The 11943-nt window shown below is 74.0% G+C and carries 8 protein-coding genes, 1 tRNA gene and 2 pseudogenes; all 11 read left to right on the forward strand.

The window, feature by feature from the left end; translation table 11 throughout:
* A pseudogene (locus ABZ449_RS40605) lies at positions 1-438 on the forward strand (hypothetical protein); the annotation flags it as partial.
* Positions 439-529: 91 nt separating this feature from the next.
* Positions 530-603: transfer RNA gene (locus ABZ449_RS40610), tRNA-Ala, on the forward strand.
* A 1065-nt stretch (positions 604-1668) separates the two neighbouring features.
* Entirely contained in the window at positions 1669-2673 is a 1005-nt protein-coding gene (locus ABZ449_RS40615; RefSeq protein ID WP_360356793.1) for a helix-turn-helix transcriptional regulator, read from the forward strand.
* Positions 2674-2967: 294 nt separating this feature from the next.
* Positions 2968-3162, forward strand: coding sequence for a hypothetical protein (locus ABZ449_RS40620; protein WP_360356796.1), 195 nt, complete (start codon positions 2968-2970; stop codon positions 3160-3162).
* 61 nt (positions 3163-3223) lie between these two features.
* Positions 3224-4558: a nucleotide sugar dehydrogenase gene (locus ABZ449_RS40625; protein ID WP_360356799.1), complete on the forward strand. Its 1335-nt coding sequence runs from the start codon at positions 3224-3226 to the stop codon at positions 4556-4558.
* 32 nt (positions 4559-4590) lie between these two features.
* Positions 4591-7704 (forward strand): amino acid adenylation domain-containing protein, encoded by a 3114-nt coding sequence (locus ABZ449_RS40630; protein ID WP_360356801.1) that lies wholly within the window; start codon positions 4591-4593, stop codon positions 7702-7704.
* Positions 7701-8504: a polysaccharide deacetylase family protein gene (locus tag ABZ449_RS40635; RefSeq protein ID WP_360356804.1), complete on the forward strand. Its 804-nt coding sequence runs from the start codon at positions 7701-7703 to the stop codon at positions 8502-8504. Before ABZ449_RS40630 ends, ABZ449_RS40635 begins: the two co-directional genes overlap by 4 nt.
* On the forward strand, positions 8501-9814 hold the full coding sequence (locus tag ABZ449_RS40640; RefSeq protein WP_360356807.1) for an MFS transporter: 1314 nt from the start codon (positions 8501-8503) through the stop codon (positions 9812-9814). The genes ABZ449_RS40635 and ABZ449_RS40640 overlap by 4 nt, the downstream gene beginning before the upstream one ends.
* A gap of 25 nt (positions 9815-9839) precedes the next feature.
* Positions 9840-11135, forward strand: a complete 1296-nt coding sequence (locus ABZ449_RS40645; protein ID WP_360356809.1) for an ATP-grasp domain-containing protein — start codon at positions 9840-9842, stop codon at positions 11133-11135.
* Between the two features lie 53 nt (positions 11136-11188).
* Positions 11189-11584, forward strand: a complete 396-nt coding sequence (locus tag ABZ449_RS40650; protein ID WP_360356811.1) for a glyoxalase — start codon at positions 11189-11191, stop codon at positions 11582-11584.
* Positions 11585-11616: 32 nt separating this feature from the next.
* Positions 11617-11943 (forward strand): annotated as a pseudogene (locus ABZ449_RS40655) (hypothetical protein); the annotation flags it as partial.

An 11943-nucleotide genomic window follows, 5' to 3' on the forward strand; every position in this document is an offset into this window, starting at 1 on the left:
AGGCTGAGGATTATCTACGAACCTATATTCGATAACCCCGAGCTCCCGCTGCGCAACGTCATCGAATTCTGGATCATCGCGCCCGCCGAGGCGCGGGCCGCGCGCCGGCCGCACCTGCGGCTGGCGGTCGACCCGGAGCAGGCCACCGTCTCGGTGCCCTCCGCCTCCGCGGTGGCCGAGGCGACCGAGCACGAGGAGTGGGTCGACGGCATGCGCGAGCGGGGAGCGGCCGGGCCGGACTCCTGGGAGCCGATGCCCGTCCCGTTGCCGACCTACGTGACCGCCCCGGTCGCCCCCCGGGTCTCCCGCGGCCTCGACCTGTCGGCCCCCGGCGCCTGGAGCGCCGGACGGCCCGCCGAGTCCCGCAAGACCCCGCTCTTCGACCAGTACGCCGAGCCGCACGCCCCCGAGTCGCGCCCGCGCGCGGCCAACGAGTAGCCGAGCGGCCCCGGGCCACCCCCCGACCAGCACCGTGATCCGGGGGGTGGTCACGGACCCCCTCCGAAAGGTGCTAGAGTTTCTTCTCGTTGGGGCTGTGGCGCAGTCCGGTAGCGCACCTCGTTCGCATCGAGGGGGTCAGGGGTTCGAATCCCCTCAGCTCCACCCAACGGATCGGCTCGGGCCGGTCGACGAAATCCCCCCGGGAGGCAACTCCCGGGGGGATTTCGCGTTTTGTGGGTCCGGGCGGGTCGGGACGGGTCCGGAGGGGCCGGGGGCGGCTCCCGTGATGAGGGTCACACCACCCCGCGGGGCGGCCGAGCGGAGCCCGGCAGGTGGAAGTGCTCGGCGAGGGTGGTCGTGGGGCCGGGGCGCGGCGGCCCTCGATTCGCCGGTGGCGCTCGCGCGGGTGGGGCTCGATGGCGCGCGGGTGCTCGACCGTCAGTCGGAGGGTCGCGAGGAGGGCCTGGACGGCGCACGGGCGGCCTCGACGGGTCCACGTGCACCCGGCGGGGCCTTCCGGGGCCCGTCCGGACCCCGCGGGCCTGTCGCCGGGCCCCGCGGCCCCCGGTGCGGGGCCTGACGCCGTTTCGGCCCGCGGCCGACTTCCGGCCCGGCCTTTGCCGCTTTTTTGGGATCGGATAGTCCGGAATATTCACGGAAGCGCATTGTTTCCCGGTCGGGATAATCGCTGGACCGCCGCGTGGACATTCGTGTGGAACCTTCGGTCGGTGGGCATTCCGCTTTCGGGCGGAACGTCCGGGTCGGGGCCTTGGCCGTGTTTCACGTCGAATGCTGCGAGCTGGGCGAATGTGGCCGGGAATGGGGCTTGCGGACGAGGCCGCGTCGGCGGTCGACCGCGGCGCGCGCTCCAGGGGGACGACCCGTCACCTTGCGCCCGTTCGGCCGGAGCGGGCGCGTGTGCTGCGGCTGCGGGGAATGGCCGCCGCTGACGGAATCGCGCACGGGGTGGGCGGTGCGATGCCTGATTCCTACCGAATTCCGGTGGTCGAGGGGGCCTCGGGCCCGATCCGGATACCCCGGGGTCAGCCGTTCGCGGGTGTGGACCGTTATGCTCGGGCGGCCTTGGGGCTCTGTTGTTCGACGAGGGGGGGATGTGCCTGTCCGGTCTCCGCTCCATTTGTCGGCGGCCAGGGGCAGGATGTGTTTCCCGAGTCGGGTGCCGGGATGTGGCCCGGAGTCAGGGCGGAAGGAAACAGGGGGAGAGCAGTGCGTGGTGTCGACGATGTGGCGCAGGCGGACCGAAAGCTGTACGGGCTGATCTACCGCAATCCGGTCTGGTCGCTGGAGGAGGTGGCGCTGGAGGCCGGGTGTTCGGTCGGGGAGGCGGAGGAGGCGTGCGAGCGGCTCAGCGCCAGCGGGTTGCTGGCCCCGTCGCCCGGTGCGCCGTGCGGCTTCGTCACCGTGGATCCGGAGGCGGCGCTGTCCCGGCTGTTCTCGGCGGAGGAACGGCTGGTCACCGCGCACCTCCAGCACGTCGCCAGGATCCGTACGGCCATCTCCTCCGTGGTGCACGGCTTCCCGGACCTGCGGGACGAGCGCCGGGAGGCGGTGGAGGTCGAGACGCTGGGGACGCCGGCGCTGGTCAACGCCTTCCTGGACGACGCCGGGAGCATGGTCCGCTCGCGGCTGCGCGCGATGCACCCCGGCGGGCCGCCGCCCGAGGAACTGATCGACGACATGCTCCTGCGGGACAAGGAGATGGAGGGCCGGGGAATCGTCGTGGAGGGGCTGTACCAGCGGCGTACCGCGGCGATCCCGTACATGGCGGCGTACCTGGCGGACGCGGCCCGGCCGGGGAAGGGGGTCCGCGTCGCCGAGTACCTGCCGCTGCGCATGATCCTCTTCGACGACGAGCTCGCCGTGCTGCCGATCAACCCGGAGGACAGCAGTCAGGGGGCGTTCGCGATCCACGGGAAGGAGCTCGTCGCCTCGTTGCACGCGTTCTACGACTACTGCTGGCACAACGCCACGCCGGTGCAGCACGCGCCGGCGCAGCACGCGTCGGAGCAGCAGGCCGTCGCGCTGGACGGCCAGGATCTCGTGGTGGTCAGGCTGCTCGCGGACGGGGTCAAGGACGAGGCGATAGCGCGTCAGCTCGGCATCTCCCCGCGCACTTTCAGCAGAATCGTTTCGGCGCTGCTCGACAGGCTCGGCGTGAAGACGCGCTTCCAGGCCGCCATGCGGATCGCGGAGCTGGGGATGCTGGACTGACGCGGCCGGCGAACGGGTAGGGGCGGGTCACTGCGGTGGCCCGCCCCTTCTGTGTTCCGGAACGGGCGATTCATCATGGTACGCCCCGGTTCGCACCCCCGCCCGTCTCGAATCGTGAGACAAACCGGGTGGGTGGCAAAGCTCCGTCATGACGGGTTGCTGCCGCTCGGATTCGTTGATCCACGTCGGCCGGTCCAACAGGATTGGTGGTGCGAGATCGGACAGGGGCCGGCGGATCGAACGCCGGGAACCGACTCGCTCTCGAATTCCTGACAAACCGTACGGGGGATACCCATGTCTGCACGTGCCCGCCTGTGTACCGCCGCCGTCCTCGCCCTCACCGTCGCCGGGGTGACGACGGCCACCGCCGCGGCCACCGCCCAGCCCGGGACGAGCCGGAGCGTCACGGCCGCCGAGGCCACCACGGGCCAGCCCACCACGGCGCAGACGGGCGGCACGACCCCGCTTGACGAGAACGGCTGGTGGTAGCGCGCACGGTCCCCGTGCCCGCGCAAATCCCACCGTTTCTCGAGGAGCTGAGGAGCCAGCGATGGATCTGATCGACAGCGCGCCACCGGTCTCCGTGGCGCGGTTCGCCCCCGGCCGCGGACGGGCCGCGGTCCTGGACCGCACCCGCACCATCGAGGTCGCCGTCATCGGCATCGGCTACGCGGGACTGCCGCTCGCCGTGGCGGCGGCGGAGGCCGGACACCGTACCCGGGGACTGGACCTCAACGAGTTCCTGGTGGCCCAGGTCAACATCGGCAGCCCGCCGGTGGACACCGTGACCGAGGAACAACTCGCCACCGTCTCCGGCCTGCTGGACGCCACCACCGACCCGGCGTACCTGCGCGAGTGCTCGGTGATCGCCGTGTGCGTGCCCACGCCGGTGGACGCCCACGGGGTGCCCGACCTCGGACCGCTGCTCTCCGCGACCCGCACGGTCCGCGACCACCTCCGGCCGGGCCAGCTGGTGATCATCGAGTCGACCACCTACCCCGGCACCACCGAAGGGGTGATCCGCGAGACCCTGGAGGAGTCGGGTCTCGTGGCGGGCGAGGACTTCCACCTGGCCTTCTCCCCGGAGCGCGTCGACCCGGGCAACCAGCGGTTCGGCTTCCACAACACCCCGAAGGTCGTCGGAGGGCTCACGGCCGAGTGCCGCTCGCGGGCGGCCGGCTTCTACCGCGAGCTGACCGAGCAGGTCCACGTGACCCGCTCCCCCCGTGAGGCCGAGGCCGCGAAGATCCTGGAGAACACCTACCGCCAGGTCAACCTCGCCCTGATCAACGAGTTCGCGCAGATCTGCCACCGGCTCGGCGTCGACGTGTGGGACACCATCGACGCGGCCGCCACCAAGCCCTTCGGGTTCACCCCCTTCCGCCCCGGCGTCGGGGTCGGCGGCCACTGCATCCCCGTCGACCCGCTCTACCTCGTGCACCGCGCCGCACAGGAGGGGCTGCCCTTCCGCATGGCCGAACAGGCCCAGCGGATCAACGACTCGATGCCGGTCTGGGTCGCCTCCCGCGCCCGGGACCTGCTGGCGCGCCACGGGACCGCCGTACGCGGCGCCCGGGTGCTGCTGCTCGGCGTCACCTACAAGCCCGACGTCGCGGACATCCGCCACTCGCCCGCCGAGCCGCTGGCCGCCGAACTGCTCGGCGCCGGAGCGGACGTCGTCTTCCACGACCCGTACGTCGACGCCTTCCGGGCCCGCGGCCGCGAGCTGCGCCCCAGCCGCGACCTGCCGTCCGACCTGGCGACCGCGGACCTCACCGTCATGGTCCAGCGCCACCGCGCCTACCGGGACGACCTGCTCGCCGGGGCCAGGCTGCTCCTCGACCCCAGCGGGCCCGCCGCCACCACCGGGACCTCCCCCTCATGACCGTGCACCGACCCGCCGACAGGCCCCCGACCATGACCACCACGCCCACCGGGGTGCCGGGACTGATCCGGACCCGCGTCCTCGCCGACCCGGCCGCCACCGCGCTGCGGACCCCGGACACCACCGTCAGCTACGCCGAACTGTGGCAGCGGGCGGAAGACGGCGCCGACGAGCTGCGGGCGCACGGCGTGCGCCCCGGAGACGTCGTCGCCGTCCGGCTGCCCTCCGGCCCCGGGGCGATCGTCGCCATGCTCGGGGCCTGGCTCGCCGGCGCCGCGTTCCTGCCGGTCGACACCGCCACCCCGCAGGAGCGCCGCGAGTACCTGCTCCGGCACTCCCGTGCCGTCGCCCTGATCGACGGCACGGGCGTCACCGGGCTGCGCCCGGAGCGCGCCGAGCCCCTCGCGCAGGCCCACCCCGCGTACGTCATCTACACCTCCGGCTCGACCGGCACGCCCAAGGGCGTCCTGGTCGAGCACCCGGCCCTGGCCGGCCACGTCGACGCGGTCGTCGGCCTGCTCGGGCTGACGGAGGCCGACACCGTCCTGCAGTTCGCGAGCATCGGGTTCGACGTCGCCCAGGAGGAGATCTGGCCCACCCTCGCGGCCGGCGGCACCCTCGCCTTCCACGGCGGCGGCGTCCCGGACTCCGCGGCGCTCGCGGACCTCCTCCGCACGCTCGCCGTGACGGTCCTCCAACTCCCCACGGCGTACTGGCGGATGCTCTGCGCGGACTTGGACGGCGTCGACCGGCCCGGCTTCGCAGGGGTGCGGACGACCGTCATCGGCGGCGAGAGCGCGACCGCGGCCGACGCCCGGGCCCACCGGCGCACCCCGCTCGGGCACACCGTGCTGGTCAACGGGTACGGGCCCACGGAGACGGTGATCACCGCGACCGCCCTGCTCCTCCCCCCGGACGCGGAGCTCGGCGAAGCCGGCGGCCTGCCGATCGGCCGCCCGGTCGGCGACCGGCGCCTGCACGTCCTGGACGACCGGCGGCAGCCCGTCACCCCCGGCGAGCCCGGCGAGCTGTGGATCGGCGGCCCGCTGCTGGCCGCCGGCTACCTCCACGACCCCCGGCGCACCGCGGAGCGCTTCCTGCCCGACCCCTTCGAGGGCCCGGCCGCACGGATGTACCGCACCGGCGACCTGGTGCGCCGCGACCCGGACGGGAACCTCGACTTCCTCGGCCGCATCGACAACCAGGTCAAGATCCGCGGCCACCGCGTCGAACTGGACGAGGTGGACCGGCACCTGCTCGACCTGCCGGGCATCACCTCGGCGGTCTCCTTCACCCTGGACGACGGCACCGGCGGACACCTGCTGGCCGCCGCGATCACCCCGGCCGCGGACGGCCCCGGCCCCGAGGCCGTCCGGGAACTGCTGCGCGCCCGGGTGCCCGGCTACCTGGTGCCGGGCCGGATCGCCGCCCTCGACCGGCTGCCGCTGACCACCTCGGGAAAGATCGACCGCCAGGCCGCGGCCGCGGCCGCCACGGCCCTGTTCGCCACGGCCCTGTTCGCCACGGCCCTGTTCGCCACCCCGCAGGAGCCGGCCGGACCGGGTGGCACGCCCCTGGAGGAGACCGTCCGGCTGCTGCGCACCCTGCTGCAGGCCCCCGCGCTCGGACCGGACGACGACTTCCTCGCCCACGGCGGCGACTCGCTGACGGCGATGCGGGTCTGCGCGCGGATGCGCTCGCGCGGGCTCGCCATGCAGCCCGCGGACCTGCTGACCGGACGCACCGCGCGCTCCGCCGTCGACCGTGCCGGGCAGCGCGGCGCGCCGCTCACGCCGGTCGAGGAGGAACCGCCCGGCCCGCTGGACCTGCTGCCCGCCCAGCGGCGCTGGCTCCAGGACGGCCGGTGGGCCGAGCCGGATCACTTCTGCCTCAACGCCCTGTTCGCCGTCGACCCGAGCCCGGACGCCGACGCCAGTCCGGACGCCGACCGCCTCACCGCCGTCGCCGCCGAACTGCTGCGCCGCCACCCGGCCCTGCGCACCGCGCTGGACCCGGACGGCACCGCCGTGCTCACCGCGCCGGACCCCGCGCGGGCGGTCGAGCGCGTCGACCTGCGGGAGGTGCCCGCGGACGAGCGCGGCGCACGCCTGGAGTCCGCCCTGGCCTCGGCGCAGACCTCGATGTCCCTGGCCGACGGCCGGGTGTTCCGGCTGCTGCACGTCGACGTCGGCGACGGAACCGCCCGGCTGCTGCTGACCGTGCACCACTTCGTGCTGGACGGCGTCTCCATGGGCCTGCTGGTCGACGACCTGGAGGCGCTGCTCGCCGGCACCTCCCCGGAGCCGGCCACGGCCGGCCCCCGCGCGATCGGCACGGCGCTGCGCTCCTGGCTGGACAGCCCCGAGGCTCGGCAGGACGCCGCGGCCTGGACGGCCGGCACCGGCGGATTCGCCGCGCTGACGCCGGACTCGGACGGCCCCGGCCTGCTCCCGAGCCTGCGCGTCCACCGGTTCCGCCTCGGCCCCGAGGCCACCCGGCTGGTCACCCACGCGCTGCCCGAGGAGGGCGTCGCCCCGCACGACTTCACGCTCGGCTGCCTGGTGGGCGGCCTCGCCCGCTGGACCGGGGAGCCGGTCCACGGCGTGGACGTGTACGCGCACAGCCGGGACGTCCCGGTCGGGAACCTGGACCTGTCCCGCACGGTCGGCTACGTGCAGAGCACCTTCCCGGCGGTGCTGCGGTGGTCCGGCCGCGGCCCGGCCGCGCTGCGCACCGCGCTGGCCGCGCTGGACGAACTGCCGCAGCGGCGCCACGGCTTCGACGCGCTGCGCTTCGGCTCGCCCGTACCGCAGGAGCGCGACGCGCTGGACGCCCGCCCGCGGCCGTCCGTGCGGCTGAACTTCCGCGGCCACCTGCTGCGGCTGGAGCAGCGCGCCCCCGGCGCCGTGCTGCGGCCGGCGGACGAGGACCACGGCGCCCAGCGGTCCCCGCGCCAGTGCGAGCGCTACCTGCTGATGGTCGAGGGCGACATCGTCGACGGCGAGCTGGAGGTGAGCGTGAAGTACTCGACCGGGCACTGGAGTCCGGACCGGATCGAAGGGCTGGCCACGGAGATCGAACGGGCCATGACCGAGGTCCTGGCGGAGTGCGGCGCCCGCCCGGAGCCGGCCGGAGGTGCCCGGTGAACCCGACCGACGCCCCGTTCGTCCCCGGAGTCCCCGCGGAGCACCAGCCGGCGACCGGCAGTGCCCCGGGCACGCCCCTGGCGCTGTACTTCCACCACGTCCACCCGGACGTCCGGCACTACACCGCCCTGACGCCACGGGAGTTCGCCGAGGGCATGGAACGGGTGCTGGCGGAGTTCGACCCGTACCGGCCGGACGACCTGCTCGCCCCGTCCGGCCCCGTCCGGCCCGACCGGCCGACGGTGCTGGTGACCTTCGACGACGGGTACCGGGACAACCTCGTCCACGCCCGCCCGATCCTGCGCGAACTCGGCGTGCGCGCCGTCTTCTTCGTCTGCACCGGCCTGCTCGGGCAGCACAGCGGACAGCCCCGGGAGGACTACCTCACCTGGGACGCGTGCGACCGGCTGGCCGAGGACGGCCACCTGATCGCGGCGCACACCCGCACCCACCCGCACCTCGACCGGCTGCCGCCGGAGCAGGCGCAGGACGAGGCGCGCGCGTCCCTGGCGGACATCGCCGCCCGGTACGGGCCGGGCCCCGCCCGGCTCTTCGCCTACCCCTACGGCGGCATCCCGGCCGAACCCGGCCTGCCCGGTGACGTACTGGCCTTCGGCACGGTGCGCTCGCCCGCCGAGCCGTGGCACTCGGCGCCGCAGGCGATCCGGCGCACCTACCTGCCGTCCGGAGCGACCGGGACGTGGGACGGGCTGGTCCGCCACTGGCGCGCCCAGTGGCAGCCCGCAGGAGCGACGGCCCGTCCCGACGACCGCGACGACCTTCGAGGAGAACGACCGTGACCGATTCGACCACCGGCTCCAGCACGGAGCCGACCGGCCCCACCGGCTGGGGCAGCCGGCTGACCAAGGCCATGCCGGCCACCCGGGAGTCCCGGATCATCGCCGTGAACGCGCTGGTCGGCTCGGTCGGCACCGGCATGTTCCTGGCCGGCTCCGCGCTCTACTTCACCAGGTTCGCCGGGCTGACCGAGACCCAGCTCGGCGTCGGCATGGCCCTGGCCGGCGTGGTCGGCCTGCTGACCGCCGTCCCGATGGGCCGGCTCGCCGACCGGTTCGGCCCGCGTGCCATGCTGATGATCGTCTGCCTCTGGCGGTTCGTCGGCTACCTCGCCTACCTGAACGTCCACGGCTTCGGCCAGTTCGTGGTGACGGCCTGCCTGCTGTTCGTCATGGACCGGGCCGGCCAGCCGCTCAACCAGGCACTGGTCGGCCAGCTGATCGTCGGCGCCGAGCGCAACCGCACCATGGGCTTCATCCGGGCGCTGCGCAACCTCGGCTTCACCGTCGGCTTCTCGATCGCCGGCGTCGCGCTGACCACCGACTCGGTGACGCTGTTCCGCTGGCTGTTCATCGGCAACGCGATCAGCTTCCTGTTCGTGTTCACGCTGATCGGCATGCTCCCCAAGGTCCGGCCGGTCGCCAAGGGCGGGGACGGGGACGAGCCCGCGGGCGCCGTCATCCCGCCGATCCGCGACTGGCGGTTCGTGGCCGCGACCGCGTCGAACGGCGTGCTGTTCCTGCACGACGCCATCCTGATCACCGTGCTGCCGCTGTGGGTCGCCGAGCACACCAAGTCCCCGATCTGGATGATCACGGTGCTGGTCACCACCAACACGGTGATCACGGTGCTCTGCCAGGTGCGGGTGACCAAGCACATCGACGACATGGCCAGCGCCCGGCGGGCCACCAACCGGTCCGCGGTGCTGCTGACGGCCTCCTGCCTCGCCTTCGCCCTCAGCGGTGCCGTCGACCTGCCGGTCGGAGCCGCCGCGGCCCTCGTCGCCGCGCTGCTGCTGCTGACCGTCGCCGAACTGCTGCACTCGGCCTCCTCCTGGGAGATCTCCTTCGCGATGTCGCCGGAGGCCGCCCAGGGCCGCTACCTCTCCTTCTTCAACGTCGGCTTCTCGATGGCGGAGATCGCCGGACCGGCCGTCGTCCTGTGGCTGCTCTCCCGGACCGGCCCGGCCGGCTGGCTGATCCTGGCCGCCACCTTCCCGCTCGCCGCCGCCCTGAGCTGGGTGGGCACCCGCCCGCAGCCGGAGCAGCCGGCGGACGACATCGCGCCGGTGCCCGCGGCCGCCGGCTCCTGACCCACCCCGTACGACGGAGGAACCCATGCCCGACACCCCGAACCCGATGCACCTGCTGATCGTCAGCGGCGGCCGCGACCTGCCCGACCGGGCCCGCGCCGCGATGCCCGGCGTGCGCACCACCGTCATCTGCCGGCCCGAGGTCGTGCCGCGGCTGCGCAGCCGGGAGAAGATCGAGCGGCTGATCGTGCTGCGGGAGGACGCCCCGGTGGACGAGTGGGTGGCCGCCGCCCGCTTCGTGCACGCGGCCGACCCGGTCGACCGGCTCACCAACTTCACCGAGAAGGACACCGAGAAGACCGCGGCGATCGCGGTGGCGCTCGGCCTGGACTGGCACAGCCCCGAGACCGTCCGGGCCGTCGCGGACAAGTGCGCCATGCGCCGGGCCCTCGCCGACGCCGGGGTCAGCGACGTCCTCGCGGAGACCGTGCACGACGCCCAGGGCATCCTCGAGGTCGCCGAGAAGGCCGGCTATCCGTTGATCTGCAAGCCCGTGCGCGGTGTCGCCAGCAAGGGCGTGACCAGGATCGACGGCCCCGGCGACATCGAGCGCGCCCTCGCCTGGGGCGCCGAGGGGGCCGGTGACCTCGACTCCGCCGAGCTGCTGGTGGAGCCCTTCCTCAGCGGCGACGAGTACAGCGTGGAGAGCGTCAGCGAGGACGGCGAGCACCTGGTCGTCGGCATCACCCGCAAGATCTCCGAGCACGACCACTTCGTCGAGGTCGGGCACGTCGTCCCGGCCCCGCTGCCCGCCGCCGACCAGGAGCGGATCGCCGCCGCCGTCGTGGACATGCTGCGCGCGCTGGGCGTGCGGCGCGGGGTCACCCACACCGAGGTGCTGGTGGCCGCCGACGCGGTGAACATCGTCGAGACCCACCTGCGCCCGGCCGGGGACGAGATCCCCGAGCTGTGGGCCCGGATCTCCGGGGTGGACCTGATCGAGGTGGTCGCCCGCCAGGCCGTCGGCCTGCCGGTGCTGGACGACGTCCGGGCCGCGCTCGCGGCCGACCGGGAGGGGCCGCGCGCCGCCGCCATCTGGTACTCCTGCCCGGACGCCGTCGGCGAGATCGTCGAGGTCGCCGGAGAGGACGAGGCCCGCGCCGTGGAGGGCGTGGTCGACGTCGAGGTCCTGCGCGAGCCGGGCAAGCGGCTCAAGGGCGTCACCGGCTCCTTCGCCCGGGCCGCGCACGTCTGCGCGGTGGGCGGGACCCAGGAGGAGGCCCTGAGGCGGGCCCAGGACGGCGTGCGCAAGCTCTCCTTCACCGTGCGCAGCGAGGGCATGGCCGCGCGGCACGAGGCGCTCACCGCCACGACCGACTGACCAGGACCGACCCGACGGTCCGGCAACCCACCAGAGACAGACGAGGACACACGATGAGCAACGAGAACCTTCCCGAGTTCGCCTTCGGCGGCCTGCACCACGTCCAGCTGGCGATCCCGCCCGGCGCCGAGGACCTGTGCCGGCAGTTCTGGGGCGACGTCATGGGGATGACCGAACTGGAGAAGCCCCCGGTGCTGGCCGCCCGCGGCGGCTGCTGGTTCCGCGGCGGCGGCCTGGAGGTCCACCTCGGCGTCGAGCAGGACTTCGGCCCGGCCCGCAAGGCGCACCCCGGCATCCTCGTCCGCGACCTGCGGGCCCTCGCCGAGCGGCTGGAGGAGTGCGACCACGAGGTGACCTGGGACGACGACTTCCCCGGCCACGACCGCTTCTACGCCTTCGACAAGCTCGGCAACCGGCTGGAGTTCCTCGAGCCGAAGAGCGCGTCCTGACCATCCCGTCCGTGCCTGTTCGAGGAGTCGCAATGACCGAAGCGGTGGGCCGCGAGCCCGTACTGCGCGTGGCGGACCTGATCGTGGCCGAGGGGCCCGAGGGCTCCGAGCGCATCCTGATCCCGGGACTGAGCGTGACCGTCGCCGCCGGTGAGATCGTCGCGGTCCTCGCCGACGACCCGGCGTCGTCGGCGGCCCTGGTCGACGTCTTCACCGGGGCGCGCCGCGCCCAGTACGGCGAGATCGCGGTCGGCGCCGGCCGGCCGCGCCGGGTCGCCCCGGCCCGGCCCGCGGGCGTGGCCGTGGTGCGGCCCGGACAGCCCGGGCCGGCCGGCCGGATCCCGGCGGTGACGGTCGTG

Source organism: Kitasatospora sp. NPDC005856, assembly GCF_040629945.1.
GTDB lineage: Bacteria > Actinomycetota > Actinomycetes > Streptomycetales > Streptomycetaceae > Kitasatospora.

What these genes read in the sequence shown, in the direction of transcription:
- ABZ449_RS40620 (WP_360356796.1), top strand. Translation starts at nt 2,968, where the DNA reads ATGTCTGCACGTGCCCGCCTGTGTACCGCCGCCGTCCTCGCCCTCACC.
- ABZ449_RS40625 (WP_360356799.1), top strand. Translation starts at nt 3,224, where the DNA reads ATGGATCTGATCGACAGCGCGCCACCGGTCTCCGTGGCGCGGTTCGCC.
- ABZ449_RS40630 (WP_360356801.1), top strand. Translation starts at nt 4,591, where the DNA reads ATGACCACCACGCCCACCGGGGTGCCGGGACTGATCCGGACCCGCGTC.
- ABZ449_RS40645 (WP_360356809.1), top strand. Translation starts at nt 9,840, where the DNA reads ATGCCCGACACCCCGAACCCGATGCACCTGCTGATCGTCAGCGGCGGC.
- ABZ449_RS40650 (WP_360356811.1), top strand. Translation starts at nt 11,189, where the DNA reads ATGAGCAACGAGAACCTTCCCGAGTTCGCCTTCGGCGGCCTGCACCAC.